This window comes from Frankia sp. CeTa3Moorea, assembly GCF_978021225.1.
Genome location: NZ_CDXDOR010000031.1, coordinates 12,235 through 30,543 on the forward strand (window position 1 = coordinate 12,235; position 18,309 = coordinate 30,543).

An 18,309-nucleotide genomic window follows, 5' to 3' on the forward strand; every position below is an offset into this window, starting at 1 on the left:
CCCCGCATGCGCTTCGTCAGTTGCGCAAGCTCGACCCAACGGCGCGACGCCGCGTCCAAGCGGTGGCCAGGAACGGGCTTGGCCGGCCGTGCCAGAAGATCGCCAGGTCGTCGCGGGCGCGGGTCGCCGCGACGAACAGCAGTGACCGGTCTCGTGCCCGTTCCTGCTGATACCGCTTTGGGTCGACGTCCTGGTACCGCTCGATCACGCCACGGGGAACAAGCCCGGCGCTGGCACCTCCGATGATGATCCGCCGGTACTCCAGGCCCTTGAAACGGTGCATGGTGCCCACGTGGACGCCGTCGGCTCGCTTCGGCCCGTCCGGCCCGATCTCGATGGCAGAAATCCCGCTCGCCTCGAGGTGTGTGACGACGTCCTCCACCATCCGTCGAGTCGGCACGCACACGGCGGTCGAACCGTCGCCGGCACTGGTCGAACCGTCGCCGGCGCTCTCCCAGACCCTGATCTGCCCGCTGATGAGCTTCAGTTCATCCGCCCAGGTGGCAGCCTCACCGAGCACGGGTTCTCCGCCACTGAGCAGCGACCGGTACCCCGCGAGGTTGTCGTCGCCGCCGTCGAGGTCGTCGTACGTCTCACCGGCAAGCAGCCGAAGCGCTGTCCACAGGATCTGACGGGTGGTGCGGTAGCTCAGCGTCAACTTGGCACTGCGACCACGGATATTCACGCCGAGACTACCAAGCGTGACGTAATTATCGTAGATTCGCTGGTGGGTGTCGCCGACGAGGAAGATGTCGTCCCGACCTGGCGCGACCATGGCCCGCAGCATCTTCCAGTGCGCCGGGTTGAGGTCCTGGGCCTCATCCACGACGACATGCCGATAGCGGTACCTGGGCAGGGAGCCGGAAGCGGTGGGCTGACCGGCCGCGCTCACCACCGCGGCCGCGCGGTCCTGTTCGGTGCGGGCGGCGTATTCGGCTACCTGGCGCCACGTCCACACACCGGCGTCGTCTAAGCGCTTGGTGAAACGTTCGACGAGTTGCCATACCGCGTCGCGGTCGGCTCGGGACAGTGGCCGCCCTCGACCTGGTCGCCGGGCCTTGAAGTAGTCGGTGCGGGAACGGAGCACCTGGCCCAGAACGACCTCGGCCCACTCGGCCGCGAGAAACTCGGCGTCCCACCGTCGTTCACCGACCTCGTCAAGCATCGCGGCCCACTCCCGCACGGCGGCGTCATCGTCGATCGTCCGCCGGCGACGGCTCGCCCCGGCCTCACCGACAACCCGGCTCGCGAGCTTGTCGATGTTGACGATATCGACCCGATCGACGAGGTCGGGGCCGACCAGGTCGAGGAACCGGGCCCGCAGGTCGGCGGCAAGGTTGCGGTTGAACGTGGTGAGCAGGATCGGCTTGTCATCGCCCGGCGGCAGCCGGGCGGCGAGGTGCCCGGCCCGGTGCAGCGCGACGATCGTCTTCCCGGTTCCCGGCCCGCCACTGACCCGCGCCGGTCCGCCGTAGACCCGGTCCACGAGCTGGCGCTGGGTCGGATGCAGGAAGACCTGCCACCGCGCGAACGACTCGCCCAGCACCGCCTGCAGCGCGGCATCGTCGCTGGTCACCTGGGTCGCCGGCCGGGCAACCGCCGCGGCGAAGTCCTCCGGGTCGACCGGGCTGTCGGCCTTCACCGGCACGGTGACGTGTTCGAGTACTTCTTCGACGCTCTTGCCGTCGTGCAGCGCCAGGAGCACGTCGGACGTGAGCTGCGGGGCGACCTCGGTGAGCCCGAGCAGCTCGTCCTCGTCGACGATCCGTCTGATCAGCGGAAGCAGGGCCGGAACCACACCGAGGTCGACCAGGTCCTGGTCGGTGAAGGCCTCGAACAACGGCCGTTCGACGTCCTTCTGGCCGCCCGGCTCCCCCCCTGCGGTGTCGCCGGCTCCCGGCGCCGGCTCTGGCCTGACCTGGGCGGGCCTGACCCGGGTGTGGGTCAGCTGCCGTTCCGGCGGCAACAACCGGCCGACGATGCTGTCACCGACGGCGGACAGGTCCACGACCTCGATGCCGCCGGTGACTCGGTTGATCTGGTAGGAATACTTGTCCTCGATGCCGTCGTAGACCTCGCTGCGGTGCTTGACCGACACGAGCAGGTAGTCCTGGTTGCCCACGTGGAGCAGCAACGCGCGATGATCCTTGCCGATCCGGGCGGAGAACAGCCGAGAATTGCCCTTGAGTCGCTTGAAGTGCAGGCTCGGGGTGTTCGGGTTCTGCCGGAAGGCGCTCTGAAAGTCGTAGACGCCGCCTTTCTCAGCCCGGGTGAGCTTGAGGATCTCCTTGTCGGCCCGATCCAGGATGCGAAGTGTCACCTTGGCTTGGTCGGTCACGACTGGCTGTCCCTCCGTGAGCCGAGTGGACCATCGATCCTTGATGCGGGGTTCGATGCGGGGTTCGTTACGAGGTTCGATGTGAGATTCGATGTGAGGTTCGAGGCGAGATCGGACGCCTGCCATTCGGACGCGGTCCGCACCAGCCAGCCTGCCGCCGCGTAGGCGGCGTCGCGTCCCGAGCCTTCGGGGTCGTCCGGCCCGGCCGCGGTGACGACCCCGATCCTGGCGGCCGGCCAGGCCAGCTCCGCCTGCCAGGCCGCGTCGCCGAGTTCGTACCCGACCTCCGGTACCGGCACATCCCGCGCCGCCAGCTCCCGCACCAGCTCGACCAGCCCCGGCTCCGTCGCGGTGATCATCCTGAGCACCGCCTGCCACGCGGGCCCGACCGCCGCCGCCGCCGGCTGCTGCCGCGCCGGGCCGGTTACCTCGACAGCCGCCCCGGGATGCGCACCGGACGACGTCCCGATCCAGGCCGAGGTCTCGGCATCGAGCTGGACCGACCGACGCACCGACAGCGCACCCGATCCCGCCGCGACCCGGAGCAACGACGGGTCGAACTCACCGAGGGCGCTCCGCGCGAGCTGGACGCCGTCGCCGCCCCCGGAGTCAAGGAACTGCAGCAGATTGCTCCAGTACAGCCAGGCGGCCCACCGCAGCCGGTGGGCATCGGTGTCGTTCGCGACGGTCGCGGTGCGGTCGTCGACGAGCACGAGTGCGGTCCACACGGGTGGCCCGCCGTCGCTCTGATCCGCGACCACGACGACCGGGCAGTGGTGGGCGTCCTCGACGCGGACGACCGTGACCGGTCCGGCCGTCCCCGGGCGGGTCGTCGGCCGTCCGGCGGTCAGCGCCTCCCGTACCGCTGCCGCCACGCCGCCGCGGCTCGCGGTGGTCCGCGAGCCAGGCAGGTTGAGCAGGCCGGCCAGCGCCGCGACCGTCCGGGACCGCCAGAGCTCGGCGTCGGGATCCCCGAGGTAGGCGAGCAGCAGCTCAACCGGGTTCGCCCACACCGTGCCGGCCAGTTCCCGCACATCTCGGCCGGTCAGGAGCCGATACAGGTCCCGGGCGCCGGCCTGGGCGTTGCCGGCGTACGGTGGCCAGACCGGCGGCTGCGCCACCGGCCGGCCGCACCAGGCTTCGACGTCGTCCCAGGCCAGTTGGAAGACCACGATGTCATGGGCGCGGAGCAGCGTTCGTTTGTCCGCGTCGTCGGCGATCCGGTTGTGCTCCTTCGAGGCATGGTAGCTGAATCCGTCGAGGTACACCGCGACAGTCGACGGGGCCGCGTCGACCCGGACGAACAGCGCGTCTGGTCTGGTCCCGTGAATGGTGTTCTGCAGCCTCAGCTGCCAGTGGACGACCTGCCCGTCGGGCCGGCTGATGCGCAGGTCGGCGGTGCGTGCGCCATGGGTGTCTGCGGTGCGGGTCACGGTCGCCCGGCTTCCGGGACGGGCGCCCCAGTCGAGCAGACCGGCTAGGAACCGCGCTTCGAGTTCACTCTCCACCTGGTCGAACAGCGAGATCTCGTCGGTGCGCTGGCCACCGACGACGTCCCACCCGTCCAGCAGGGAACGCAGCATCGCCACCGCGTAGAACCGGCTGATCAGCGGGAACTCGTCGTCGCGGGCGTCCCGTAACAGGCACCGGTGGCATGCCACGCGTCCTTCCTCGGCGCACCGGCAGCTCTCGACGGCCCGCAGCGCGGCGGCGAGCACCTCCCGGAAGCTGTCGGGGTCGGAGAGCCGATGCAGGTAGCCGGTGCCGCCGGGCTGGGTGTCGTGGACGACGAGGAACCGGCGCACGTGCCCGGTGCCGTGCTGGCCGCCGTCGGGCATCACCGCCCGAACGATCCGCAGATGATCCGGATCGCCGCCGTAGCGGGCCGCGATGCCCAGGCGAAGCGCTGCCGCGAACGAGGCCATCCGTTCGTCGACGGCGGCGGTGACGGCCGGGACCAGGATGCGGATCGCCTCGGTGCGCAGCTCGTGCGCCAGGATGAGCGGGACGTGCCGGGCCGCCGAAGGGGAACGCCGGTACGGACACCACCGCCGGTGGTGCTGAGCCTCGCGCGGAACCGTTCCCGGCATCGAGGTGGCGGTGGCCGCCACGGGCAGGCCACCCTGGCCTGCCGCCGCGGTGGCCGGGCTCGGCGGCGGGCCGTCCTCCGGGGTACCGCCGCAGGTGACGCAGGCGTGGAAGGGATTGAGCCGAACCTGGGCGCCGCCGAAGACGTCGCCGGCCGGCCGGTCGTACCGCGCCGGGCCGAGGTTGAACTCCCGCACCACGGCCGTCCGGGTGTAGTCGATCCCGAAGGTGATGCCGGTGTGCCGCCACGACCGCAGCACCTGCTGGGGGTCGACGTCCACCGTGTGGGCCATCGAGTATGCCCGGACGACGCGGTCCTCGGCGTCGTCCCGGATGCGCGCGTCATCGCGGCGGTCAACCGCGGTCACCTTGCTGGGCCGTAGCACCTGGTACAGGTTCCCCGAGTCGGCGATGCCGCCGCTGCCGCAGCGAGGGCAGGCGCTCGGGTCCTGGATGGCGTGTTCGGTGCGCACGTGGCCGCAGGCGGGGCACACCCGCCAGTGTTCCCAGGCCGGGCTGTCCGGCGTGCCGATCTCGAGACCGCTGATCTCATGCTGGTATCCCCGGACGTAGTAGATGTTGCCAGGTGCGATCTCACGCAGCGCCTGCCGGGCGGGGCGCGGGTACTCGCGGACCTCGCTGTGGTATCTGCGGTCGTCGGGTCCTGACCCGCCGTCTTCCCACGTCAGGGTCGCTTCGAGCATGGTGTTGGTGTCGATCAGGGCGTAGTTCGGCAGCAGTCCGAACTCGACGAGCGTGGCGTGCGCCGAGGCCCGGCCGATCTCGGCGACCCGCTTTCGGACGGCCCGCTGCTCGGCCCGCAGACCGCGGGCCTCGCGCTTCTGGTCGGGGTCGGAGTCGGCAAGGGCGTCGGTGGCGGACGAGATGGCCGCCAGCCGGTGACGCAGGCCGTCCAGCCGGGCTTCCCAGGCGGCGTCCACGCGGGCCAGCGCACCCTCGATTCCCTCGATTCCGCCGATTCCGCCGATTCCGCCGACTCGGTCGGTCGCGAACACCCGCAGTTCACCGGCGGCCTGCGCCGTGACGTCGTCACCGAACAGCGACAGGAACACCTCGACAGTGTCGGCGCCGGCCCGCTTGGCCGCGGCGCCGAACGACGACAGCCAGCCGGTCGGGCCGAACAGGGCGCCGGCCCGGCGCGGCAGCGGCAGCACGCCGGGCAGCTGGCGACGCGCCGCCAGATCGATGAGGTGCGCGACATACTGGCGCCGCAGGATCTCGACCGCGGACAGGTAGCAGCCTGGCGGGACGATCTGGCCAGCGATCATCTCGCGGGGTTCGGTGAGGTAATAACGGTCCCGGGCGCGGTTGGCGAGCAGCGTCAGCACGAACGCGTTCCCGCTGCGGCGGCCCGCCCGCCCAGCGCGCTGCACGTAGTTCGCGGGCGCAGCCGGTAACGACGCGAGCAGCACGGCCGACAGCTCCCCGATGTCGATCCCGAGCTCCAGCGTCGGGGTGCAGGACAGCACGTTCGGGTCGGTGTAGCGGGTACCGTCGAGGAACTGCCGTTCCACCTGTTCGCGCTGCGCGCGGGTAAGGACGCCGGTGTGCTCGCCCGTCACCACCCGGAACACCCCGCCCCCGAGGTAGAGCCGACGGTAGTAGTCGCCCACGGCGGCGGCGTCGGGCGCGGCGGTGAGGTGACCGTCGCAGCGGTACCGCTGGCAGGGCTGCCCGACCCAGCCGGCGACCCGTTCCGGCGGCACGGTCTGCGCCCAGGAGCAGGAGTCGCAGCGGATCCCGGCCAGCTCGGCCGCGGAATCGTCGAGCCGGACGACCCGAACGTGGCCGGGTTGCAGCCCGAACACCGAAAGTGTCGGGTCGGCGGTGAGCTGGTGGCTGCGCAGCACGCCGGCACCGGCGAGTTCGGGCAGCAGACGGCCGAGGAACTCGTGGACGGCCTCCCGGTCGAGCCCGCCCAGGCACCGTCGCGCCCAGTCCTGGTACCAGCCGCCACGCGCGGTGAGCAGGTCGAACTCGCTGTTGCGCCGAGGCCCGGACAGCAGGAACGCGGGCGCCGAGAGGCCCTCCGGGAAAGCCGGCATGCCGGCTGGCCGGCCACCCCAGACCATCCACCGGCGGCCGCCCTGGGCGAGGTAGCCGGCCAGCCAGGTGTGGCGGACGCCGCCGCGGACGCGCAGCCGTTCGAGCACGCCCCGGACGAAGGCCTCCAGCCGTGCCTCGTCGGGCAGGCTCCCGGCCGGGAGCTGCGCGGCCCGGCCGGTGAGCAGCAGGTCGCGGCACAGGGCAGCGACCTTCCCCGGTTCGTCGAGCACGACGTCGGCGGCGACGGTGCGGGTGAGCTCGAGCGTGCGGCCCTGGCGGGAACGCAGGCCGAACTCGAGCACGGTGGCGAACCCCAGCCGGTCGGCGACCAGCCGCCAGGTGCCGCGGCTGCCGGTGTGCTCACCGGACAGCAGGGCGTCGATACCGGGTGAGTCGTGCAGGTCGGGCGGGATGATCGCGGCAAGGGTGTCGCGGTCGGTGGCGGCGGCCACCAGATCGGCGACGACGGCGTCGAGAGTCACCGGCTGCCCGGGCACCAGTTGGGCGGCGAGCAGCGAGCGCAGCGAGAAGGTGAACGAGCGGTTCGCGACGAAACCGGCCCGGTGGGCGGCGTCCTGCACCGAGTCGTTGAACAGCAGGGTGCGCCGTTCCCGGCCGGCCAGCTCGCCGCCGGTGAACAGCTGGGTGACGGCGACCGAGGCCAGCGTCGCCAGGCCCGCACCCAGATAGCGGATGCCCTGGTCCAGCCCGCAGGCCGGGCAGCGGTCCAGGCTGGCCGCCCGATCGTCCCCGAGATCGGCGAGGACGACCACATCGTTGCCGGAGTCGTTGCCGGAACCGGAACCGGAACCGTTGCCGGAACCGGAACCGTTGCCGGAACCGGGGCGGTCGGCCCGGGCGCGGTCCTTCGCCGGGTCGAACGGACGGAGGCGGCTGCCGGCGGAGTCGAGCACGAACAGGCCGCGGCCGGTGCCCGCGATCTCGCCCGGGGTCGCGGCGAGCAGGGCGCGTACCCGCCGCTTGTCCCGGCCGACGCCGGCCCGGTAGATCTTGGCCGGGTCGGTGACGAGTTCGTGCGGATCGCGCTCGGGCGAGATCGCCGACCAGCCGGACCGGCCGCAGTGCCGGCAGTAGACCGCCGGGAGCAGCGCCTGACTGGTATCCGCGACCGCACCGTCGGCCTCGGAGGCGTCGGCGACGGGTACCCGGCGGGGGTCGCCGTCCCACAGGAAGGTCGGCTGCCGGGCCACGCCCCGCAGCAGCCGCGACACGGCCCGGACCCACAGGTGCGTCTCGACACCGAGGAACGGGAGCTCAGGCCGGTCCGGGTCGCGGGCCATCGACAGCAGCCCGACGAACCGGGCCAGTCCGAGCGCGGCCACCTCGGGTTCGTTCTGCAGGGCGAGGCCCCAGCGGTAGGCGCCCCGGCGTGGGAGCAGTTCCAGGATCTCCGCCGCGGTCCTGGGCTCGTCACCGAGCAGACCCAGCACCGCGTGGGTGAGGATGTGCCGCTGGAGATGCCGGCCGAGCACGGCCGGGTCGAAGGTGTCCACGCCGAGCACGGCCGCCACGGTCCGCCGCAGCGACCAGGCGTCCCGGGCCGGGTCGGGAATGCTCGCGAGGTCCGCCGGGTCCGGCAGCGGCAGGTTGTAGTCGACCGGGCGGAGAATCTCCTCCGGGCGCTGACGGTCTTCGCCGATCAGCGCCGCCTCGTCGAAGACGGTGCCGAAAACCTGGCCCGCGACGCCGCGGATGGCCGCGCCGCCGTCGCTGCCCTGGCCCTCGCCGAGGGTCGCCGAGGTGGCGACCGGGCAGGCGGCCCCGAGCGGACGGCCCGGCTCGGCCTGGCCGGTGACGGCGCCGAGCCGCCGCAGCAGCATCGCGACGTCGGTGCCCTGGGCGCCGTCGTAGGAGTGGAACTCGTCGAGCACGACATACGCGAGCTCGGCACCCTCCCACAGCGGCACGTCGTCGGCCCGCTGCAGCAGTTGGTCGAGCATCTTGTAGTTGGTGACCAGGATGTCCGGCGGGTTGCGGCGCATCTCCGCGCGGGAGGTCATCACCCGGGCGTAGGTCGTCTCCGCCACGTCGCCGACGTACAGCCCGGCGGTCACGTGTTCCAGGCCCGGCCGGGCGAGGAACTCGTCGATGCGCTGCGTCTGGTCGGAGGCCAGCGCGTTCATCGGGTAGAGCAGCAGCGCCTTGACGCCGCGCCGGCCTGCCGGCCCGGCCCGGCCGGCCCGCTCGCAGTGATCCAGGACCGGGACGAGGAACGCCTCGGTCTTGCCGGAGCCGGTGCCGGTGGTCACCAGCGTCGGCTCGGCCGGGGAATGCAGGGTGCTCAGCCGCTCGAACGCCCGGGCCTGGTGTTCGTAGGGCGTCCAGCCCCCGCCCGGATGCCACTGGAGGTGTCGTTGCCAGCCGTCGGCCGCCGGCCGGAACAGGATGCGGACACGCAGGTACGGCCCGCGGTAGATGCCGTGCTCGGGATGCTCCAGAAAGCGCGCGAGCGCGGCCCGTTCGTCCGCGTCGGCGAGGGCGAACGTCGTGGTGAGGAACTGCGTCAGGTTGCGCCGCAGGCTGTCGGCGGCGAACGTCGGCCTCATCCGCCCGACTCCGGTGGCTCAGGCTCCCGCCAGCCCACGTCCTGGGCGGCCCGCAGCCGGGCACTGAACGCGGCGTGCGCCTGCCGCATCTCCGCCTCCCGGTCCGCCTTGTGGAACGGGGCAGCATACCCTTCCGGCGGCGGCTCGTGGCGAGGGTCCTCCAGGTGCTTACGCAACTGGACGTAGTGCTCCTTGGTCTGGCCGAACCCGAACGAGTTGCGGTCGCCGCATATCTTGCGACCGGCGAGATCGAACCAGGTGTCTTCCTCATAGGCCTGAAGCTGGGGGAAGCGCGCGAGGTACAGGGCGACGAGCTGATCCGCCGAGATGTTCATCATCACCGAGACCAGCGCGTCCAGCTCGACCAGCGCCGCCCGCCGCGCCAGCTCGGTCCGCAGCGGCGACCGCACGTCCCACTCCGGCCGGACGTCACCGAGCGGCGGAGTGTTCGGCGTGGGGATCACCCAGCCGTCGTCACCCCAGGCCTGGTCGAACACCTCACTCCACAGCGGCGCGTAGGCCGACGTCAGGCAGTTCAACCGCAGCGTCCGCAGCAGGATCGCCCCGGCCAACGGATGGTCCATAATCGGCGCCGGCAATATATTGGCGTCAGTTACCTCAAGGTCGCTACGCCCTGTTACTCGTACAAAATAGTCCACCGCCAATGCGGACCAGAATCCTGCCGTAAGAGCCGTTTCTCGATTCGAATTCAGGGACATGCTGTGTACTGCATGGATGTGCGCCGGCCCTGGTGGAATCAGGGCGACGAAATGGCTGCGGAACGTATTGTTGGCGATTCGCCGGCGCCAGGCGACTCGGAAGAAGTCCGTGTAGGGCCGTCGCGCTCTCCCGTGGAGGTAGGCGGCTACCGCCTCGTCGTCGATGGCGACGGGATCGGCATCCGCGGCGGCAGCGAGGGCGCGACGTGCATCATTCACGGCCGCCGGAGAGCCACGCAACTCCTCAAGGTCTGCGTGGTCGAGCCAGCGGTCCTGGGCGGCACGGAAGGTCTCGATATCGGTTGCGCGCCGGTAGTCGGTCGTCGGCACGTAACCGGCGTCCAGGTAGCGTGGGTCGACCGGTTCGTCGTAGCGCCCGGTGCGGGGAGGCTGCTTCGCGACCGGGGTGGCCAGCGAGAACTGTGGGCCGCGGAGGATTACCTCCGACCATTCCTTCGGACCGGCGAATTCTTCCTCGATGAGCCGGGCCTTCTTGGCGCCGGACTCGTGGTAGCCAGAGCTGATCCTCGGGTTCACCTGGCCGAGCCGGTGTGCCCACCTGGTGAGCGCCCCGATGGCCGACTGCTCCTCGACCGTGACCGGGTAGAGCAGCCGGGCGGTGTCGGGGGGGTGGTCGCTTTCGCCGATCAGAAGCATCCAGTCCGTGAGTACGTCATCGGTGACGGTGACGATGCGGCCGGTGTGGGGCCGGAGGTCCCACGTGCCGTCGTACTTGATGCCCGGCAGCGGGCCGCTCCCGTCGTGGTCGAGCGAGGCCGTGAGCGTCTCCGGCCCGAACAGCCAGCTCAGGTGCTGGAAGTGGATGGGCTGGTGGTGGCCGTAGATCTGGACTCCGAACTGACGGCTCCAGTCAATCTCCGGGAAGATCAGGCGTTGGTTCTGGAAGTGCCCGTGCAGCCGCAGGTGGTGGTAGGCGGCGGCGCGCAGCGTCACCTCCTGCGCTCCCGCGAAGTGCGAATCGGGGTGGATCAGGCCGGAGATCCCAGGCGGGCTGGCATGCCGCCAGACCTGGACCATGAAGGCCCGGTACAGGTTCGGCTGCGAGCCGGCCAGCAGCGGATAGGTGGCCGGTGAGCCGAGGGAGGCGACCATGGCCGCGTTCGCCGACAACTCGGCGAGATAGCTCTCCCGCGCCCGCCGGTCGTCCAGTTGCGTGTCCTTCCGGGTCCGCCGGTTCTGGAAGCCGGCCGCCTCGTTGAGCATGAACCAGGGGTCGTGTTCGGCGAGGACGACGTTCTCCTCCCAGCGCGGACGGACCCAGGGCGGGTTGCCGACCTGGAGGTCGAAACCGCCCCGGGCGAAGGCCTGGGCGAACTCCACCTCCCAGTGGAAGAAGCCCCGCCGGTCGGCGATCTCCTCGGCGGTGGCGAGCCACGGGAAGCGTTCCGCCAGGCTGGTCGGCTCGTCCTGCCCGACCCACGGCGCCAGCTCGTTCTCGTACTCCTCCAACTCGTCGAGGGTGGTGAAGCGGGAGACGAACGCGTCGTCGGGGATCTCGTTGCGGCCGATCAGCGCCTCGGCGAAGGCGAGCCAGTCGTCCAGGGTGGCCAGCGGCACGAGTCGCCGGAGCCGTTCGACCAGCTTCCTGTCCGGCCGCGGCGCGTTCCGCGGGGCGGTCGACGTTGTCGAGGCGGCGACATCCGGGTCGACCTGCTGGTCCTCCTCGAAGATCGAGCGCGACTCCCATGTCGCCGGCTGGCCGACCGGGCCGGGGTCGGCGGGCGGTTCGGGCGCGGCCCGGGTGACGACAATCGGGTTCGCGGCGTACTCGTCGGCCGAGCCGTCGAGCATCCCGGCTTTGTCCAGCGGCCAGAACCACAGCGCGCACCAGACGTCCATCAGCGTCTTGAGCCGCCAGAACGGGGTGCCGGGATAATCGAGGTCCTTACGCACCTTGTCGCGCGGGATCTTTCCGTCCACCGGCGGCAGGTCGCCGGCGCCCCAGACCTTGATGTCCCGGCGGATCTCCGCCTCGGAGATCTCCAGCCGCTGCCGGACCAGGCCCCACAGGAACTCGACCCGCCGCGCCAGGGCCTCCAGCCGTCTGACCTGCGGTGAGACCTTTCCCTTCGTCGCCGGCGACTTCGTGATGCTTCGGCGCCACGCCGCCAGCGCCTTGGCCTGGTTCGGCGCCAGCGCCTTGGCCTCCGGCTCCTTCGCGACCGCGCCCCAGCCGTCGGCCGGCAGCAGGAAGTGGTGGATCGTCCTCGGCGGCAGCTCACCGGCACGGAACGGGTGGTCGGTCGGCGCGGTGTGCAGCCAGGCCCGGTCGGCGAGCTGGTCGCGGGGGTAGAGACGGCGCCCGGCCCCGATCAGCGAGTTGCCTCGCCGCAGATGCAGGCCGAACCAGGGCGCCTGCAGGCCGGCGTGCATGACGTTGAGCCACAGCGAGATCTCGGCGAGCTCGACGGCGGTGCTGTTCAGGTCGACGCCGTAGCTGTTGTGCAGGGCGATATACGCCTTCGTGCGCTGCAGCTCGACGGCGTAGCGCTCCGGGTCGAGGCGCTCCTGCCGCTCGTGCTGTGCTCGTTTCAGGTACTCGGCCGCGACCTGGTTGATCGCCTCGTTGAGGAAGGCCCCGGAACCCAGCGCCGGTTCACAGATCGTCCAGTCGAGCAGCTCGCGAGACCTGGTCTTCGTACCGTTCTGGTCGAGCCGGTGGCGCAGCGCGAGCTGGACGGTGACCTCGGTCAGCGACGGCGGGGTGTAGTACGAGGCGCTGGTCTGCCGGTCCCGGCCGGCGAGCCGGTAGACGAACGAGCCCTTCGGGTACCGCACGCGCGGGCCGGTACGCCGGCCGGTCTCCTCGCTCAGGTGGCGGACGAACACCTCGTCCGCATACTCGTCGATCTTCGACGCGGGTACCATCCAGCTGCCGTCGGCCGGGTTGCCGCCCTTGGCGACCTCGTAAAGCTCCTCGCTCGCGATGAACCCGGTGTAGGACATTAACCCTTCGTAGACGGCACCGAGCTGGTTGATGCCCAACTGAGCGTAGGAGATGAAGCCGCCGCGCCGGCCCTTCCCCCGCCGCGGCCCCTTCTTCCCCCGCGTCAGCATCAGCAGCCGCAGCACCTCGTACAGGCAGCCGTTACGCAGCCGGGTATCAACCGTCGGACCGTCGGTGCCCTCCCGCGCCGGGACGGGCAGCGCGCGGCTGATCAGCCGCACCGCGTCCGTCGCGAACAGCTCCGAGCGCAGCGGCTCGAACCGCAGCCCCTCCCCGTCACTCTTCGGCTGACCATCGACCGGCCGGTAGCCGGTGTTGACCATCGTGAACAGCAGGTCCAGCGACTCGTACAGGTAGAACCGGTTGCGCGCGTCGTCGCCGGTGGGCCGGCGCCGGGCCACCAGGTCACCGAGTCGGGCCAGGCTGTACCCCTCGACGTATTCAGGGTATTCGGCCGGGAGCACACCCAGCTCCGGTCGCGCCTCGGCGTACAGCAGGAACAGGATGCGGTAGAGGTAGCGTAACGACTCCCGGGTAAGTTGGCGGCCGAGCTCGTCGGGCGCCATGATCTCCTCCGGGTGGATTCCGGCGTCACGCAACCGGGCAAGCACCTCGCCGGCGATGTGCTCGACGGACAGCCGCAGCCCCTCCCGCAGCTCGGACGAGACCCCGGCGGCCTGCCGCCGCGACCCGGCGACCAGCTCGGCCAACGGCTCCGGGCCGCCCTGCGGCGGCGGTCGCAGCGCGTCGGCGCCGAACAGCGCCGCGATCACGTCCAGTTCGCCGCCCGGCCGGGTGTCGTTGCGGGCGAACGCCACGTCGAAGCTGACGGCCAGGTACCGGCCCTCACTCCAGGTGTACCGGTCGGCGAGGGTCACCACCCCGCCGTTGAGGATCAGCACGTAACGCGGTGCGCCCCTGTCGGCGGCGAACAGGTGGCTGGCCAGTTTCGTGCCGTGCTCGATGCGTTCGCGGTTGTCGAGCTGCACCGGGTCAAGCAGCTTGCCCCCGCCGTCCGGATCGGCGGCGGCGTCGATGTCCGCGGCCCAGGCACATTCGACGGCGACGACGCCACCGTCCCTGAGGCCACCGTCCCTGAGGCCACCGTCCCTGAGGCCACCGTCCCTGAGGCCACCGTCCCCGACATCGTCGACCAGGCCACCCCCGGCGTACACCACGGGAACGACGCTTTCGGACCCGGCGCGAGTCACGGTGACGACCTCGCGGCGTGGCTCGAACCCCAGCGCGGCCAGCACCTCGTCGTGTAGCTGGAGAAGCTCCTTGCGGCGGTGCTCGGCGTCCAGCCCGTCGACTCCCACGGCCGCCGGCTTGCGGGCGAAGTACTCCGAACGCAGTCTTCTGACGCCTGTTCGCGGGCTCGCGGCGGCGGCCTTCTCCTGGTCGGCCCACCGGGGGACCGCGGTCTTGCGGATCTCCTGGGGCAGCACCTCGGTCAGGTAGTACGGCGACAGGTACTCACCCCGGTTCGTCAGTGCCTCGAAGCTCACCGGCCAGGCTCCAGGACCGCGAGCACCCGCAGCAGCGGCTCGCCCGAGGTCTCAAGACGATCAACGATCTTGATTTGTTCGACCACGGTGTCCTCGACGTCCTTCTTGCGCCGGGACCGACCAGCCGCCGGCAGCAGGATCGTCGCCGAGCGGGTGTCGTCCTCGTCGAACAGGCTGCGCTGCCGCCAGGCGCGGAGCATCGCCCGGTAGGCCTCCAACGGTGCCGCGATGCTGGCGTCCCAGTGCATCCGCTGGCGCTTCAGCTCGCGGGCCGCCGCGGCAACCGCCGCTGGGACCAGCCGTCGCAACCCATCGAGGTCGATCTCGGTGGGAGGGTTCGTCATCGCCGGGCCAACCCCCGCCTCTTTCAGTACCTGTTCCATCTCCTCCACCCGAGGCTCGTCCGGCAGGCCGGACACGGCCATCCACCGCACCACAGTCGGCTGGCCGACGCGGTTGCAGTAGACGCCCTGGACCAGGAACACCGGCTCGGTGACCTCGGCGACGAGGACCGGTGCCTGCTGGCGGCCGAGCCGGACGAGCACCTTGTCGACCAGCCAGTCGACAACCGGGTGGATCTCGCTGACGAAGCCCACATCCGGCCAGGAGGTCCTGGTACGCCGACGGGCCTCGGTGAGCTTGGCGTCGGCGAAGTCCCGGTCGAACGTCAGTCTCAGCCGGAGCACCCCGTCGGCCGAGCGTTGGTCCGCCAGGTACGAGCGGGGCAGGTCCGACAGCCGGTGCTCAAGGTCCTCGGGGGCGTCGAAGGACAGCAGGCCGGGCTCGCGCCGCAGCGCCAACGCGGTCTCCGGGTCGTCGGCGAACACCTCGCGCAGCGCCTCGTCCACGAACTGCTCGGTGGCGCCGAACAGCGTCGGCAGCTTCGCGCGCGCCGGCGGCGGTGCGACCTCGGGGCCGGACCCGCTGAGCAGGCTCGCCATGACCGACGCCGCGGTCCGTGGCACAAGGGCCTCCTCCACCGGGCGGCCGGCGACGAGGTTGCGCACCATGCGCTGTTCTTCCAGCTCGGCGCGGAACTCGCCGGTCACCGCTTCCGCGGTGCCCAGGGTACGATGCGCCTCGTCCTCCCGCTGGAGGAGTTTCTCGGCGACGACGGTGTCGTCCTTCGCCCCGTCGACCGCCGATGTCAGCACGATGGCCCGGAACTGCGGCTCGTGCTTCTGCCCGTACCGGTCGATCCGGCCGTTGCGCTGCTCGATCCGAATCAGGCTCCACGGCAGATCGTAGTGGACAAGGTGGTGACATTCGCGGTGCAGGTTCACGCCCTCGGACGCGATGTCGCCGGTGAACAGCAGGCGCAGCGGGTTTCCCCCGAGGGAGAACTGCTCGACGATCTCCTGCTGCGCGGTGTCCGTCAGCCCACCGTGCAGGACCTTCACCGCGGTTTCGGTCGCCTTCGCGGAGAACCCGAGTGCCGCGGGAACGACTACGGACAGCCAACGCAGCGTCCTGATTCGTTCCGAGAACACCACGACGCGGGTGTTCGACGCCGGGCCGGCGCCGATCTCACGGAGCTCCCGGAGAAGCCGGGTGAGCTTGGCCGGGGTAGCGCCGGGGTCGTCCGGGATGGCGCCCGCCAGCTCGCGTAGCCGTTCGAGTGCCGCCCGCTCGGCGGGGCTGGCGCAGCTCTTCGACGCCAACCGGTTGTCGACCGTCTCGATGAGCGCCAGGTGGGAGGACAGAAACGCCTTCACCAGGGTGTAGGGAAACAGCCGCCGCTCCTTGCCGACGACGGCCGGGTCCGGCGGCTCGCCCGAAGCGGGCAGCCAGACGGCCGCCAGCTCGGCGAAGACCTTCTCCTCCGCAGGTGTCGCCGGGCACCGGCAGGAAATCGACGGCGCCCGGGGCGCCCACTCGTCCGCGATCTTGTCGGTCACCTCCCGGTCCGTCTTCGTGCGGCGGATGTAGTAAGGGTCGATCTCGTCGCGGGTGTAGTTCTTGATGTCGGTGACCGCCGTCGGCTCCAGCAGCCGGACGAGTTCGGCAAACGACTGCTTGTCACCGTTGTGCGGGGTGGCGCTGGCCAGCACAAGCGCGTCGGTCCGGACGGCGAGCAGCTTCGCGAGACGTTTGCGTAGGCTCGTCTCGCCGATCAGGTTGTGGGACTCGTCGATCACCACGGCGTCCCACGTCGTGTTCCTGAGGTGGTGCTCGTACATTCCCACGTCCTTCAGCGTGTCGATCGAGACGATCACTCGCTTGAAGTACGTGAACGGATTACGGCCCGCCGGGATCTCCTGCTGGATGCGCTGGATACCGAGCGAGTCCAGCCGGACCAGCGGCAACGCGAAGCGCGTCCACAACTCGTGCTGGAACTGCTCGAGCACGTGCTGCGGGGTGACGACGAGGATGCGGTCGCCGCGCCCTCGCCGCACCAGCTCGGCCAGGATCAGTCCGATCTCAAGAGTCTTGCCGAGACCGACGACGTCCCCGATCAGGATGCGTGGCCGCAGCCCGGCCAGCGCCTTCTCAGCCGGGCGCTGCTGGTAGTCGTGGGAGTCCAGGAGGAACCCCTCGGCCAGTGCCAGTCCCTTCTCGGTGCGGGGAAGCGGGGTACGGCGCAGGACCGCCTCCAGGTAGAGCCGGCTTCGCCGGAACGTCGGCGTGGTGTCACGCACCAGCTTCGTGTCCTCGGGGCGCAGCACCTCGATGTGCTCCAGCCCGTCGAGGAAGACGGCCTCCTCGTCCTGGACGAACTCGGACGCCCCGACCACTCGCAGCAGGTACCCGTCGTGGTCGGTCAGGGTCACCTGGCGGACCAGCCACTCTTCGTCCCGGACCAGGACTCGCGCCCCTGCCGCGTACCGTGCCCCTGCCGCGTACCGTGCCCCGGGCTCTGCTGCCGCGACCACCCCTGTACCTTTCTCCACCGTGAGCTCTCCACTGTGAAGCGTCGCCTCGTCTTCGCCGTGAGACGTCGTCACGCCCGACCGTGTGCCCGACGCGCCGGTATTCAGAACCGGGCGTCCCGCGCGTAGTCGGCTCGCAACTCGCGGACCAGCCACGACACGTCCACCGTGGGCTCTACACCCGGACTCGGGCGACCCGGCCTCGGGCGGCGTTCCGATTCTGGCCCGTGGACTGTCGGGCCGTTGCCAGCGGGGTCCGCCAGGCCCACCGTCACGTCACCGCCGCCACCCTCCTCGCCGCCACCCTCGTCGCCGTCACGGTCGTCGCCGTCACGGTCGTCGCCGTCACGGTCGTCGCCGTCACGGTCGTCGCCGTCACGGTCGCGGTCACTGCCGCCGTGGTAACCCCCCTCGCCGTCGACGACCGGGTCGGCCAGCGAGTCAGGAAGCGAGAGGGCAGGAAGCGAGACTGGCGATGTAGCCGGCGATGTAGCCGGGTACGTCGTCTGGACGAAACGCTGGCGCAGCACGGCCGCGGGTACGGCGGTCGTCGCGAGCATCGCCGCTGCCACCGCCATGAGCTCGGGCCGCGCCACCGGGTCGAATGCCACCATGCCGGCGACGAGTGGCGCGAGCTCGGCGGGGACGGCAGTCAGATCGGGGGGTGTATCCGGGTCCATGACGGCGTTCAGGACCGCTACCACGGGGACCGACGGATAAAGCAGCCGCCCGGTCGCCGCGAAGGCGAGGGTGGCCCCCAGCGCGTAGACGTCGGCCGCGACAGTGAGATCCCGTCCGTCCCGGGCCTGTTCGGGAGGCATGTAGGCGATCGTGCCGACGATGCTGCCCGGGTCGGTGAGATGCACTCGGCGGTTCGCAAGCACGGCGAGGCCGAAGTCGAGAATCTTCGCACCGTCCGGGCCGAGCATAATGTTCTGCGGCTTCAGGTCGCGATGCAGCAGCCCGACTCGGTGCACCTTCGAGAGCCCCTCACACAGCATCGCGGCGAGGATGGCCACCAGATCTGGTCCCAACGGCCCATGAAGCTCAACATGTTGGGCGAGTGTGCGGCCCGGTACGTACTCAACTGCCAGCCAGGGCGGATCGCCCTCCAGATCGGCGTCCTCGAAGCGGGCGACCCGCGACCCGAACACCATCCGAAGGTTGTCGACCTCGTCACCTGA

At 70.8% G+C, this 18,309-nt stretch carries 5 protein-coding genes; all 5 read right to left on the minus strand.

Features of this window, described 5'->3' with window-relative positions:
* Nucleotides 1–16: 16 nt before the first annotated feature.
* Nucleotides 17–2,338: a UvrD-helicase domain-containing protein gene (locus AC08OV_RS08350; protein WP_476612482.1), complete on the minus strand. Its 2,322-nt coding sequence runs from the start codon at nucleotides 2,336–2,338 to the stop codon at nucleotides 17–19.
* The gene (locus AC08OV_RS08355; protein WP_476619508.1) at nucleotides 2,335–9,060 is read right to left on the minus strand and encodes a DEAD/DEAH box helicase; all 6,726 of its coding nucleotides are present in this window, start codon (nucleotides 9,058–9,060) and stop codon (nucleotides 2,335–2,337) included. The genes AC08OV_RS08350 and AC08OV_RS08355 overlap by 4 nt, the downstream gene beginning before the upstream one ends.
* Entirely contained in the window at nucleotides 9,057–14,255 is a 5,199-nt protein-coding gene (locus AC08OV_RS08360; RefSeq protein WP_476612484.1) for a hypothetical protein, read from the minus strand. Before AC08OV_RS08360 ends, AC08OV_RS08355 begins: the two co-directional genes overlap by 4 nt.
* A complete protein-coding gene (locus tag AC08OV_RS08365) occupies nucleotides 14,252–17,128 on the minus strand; it encodes a helicase-related protein (RefSeq protein WP_476619509.1) in 2,877 nt (958 codons plus the stop codon). Before AC08OV_RS08365 ends, AC08OV_RS08360 begins: the two co-directional genes overlap by 4 nt.
* 101 nt (nucleotides 17,129–17,229) lie before the next feature.
* Nucleotides 17,230–18,309: serine/threonine-protein kinase (locus AC08OV_RS08370; RefSeq protein WP_476619510.1), on the minus strand; the 1,080-nt coding region annotated here is incomplete at its 5' end.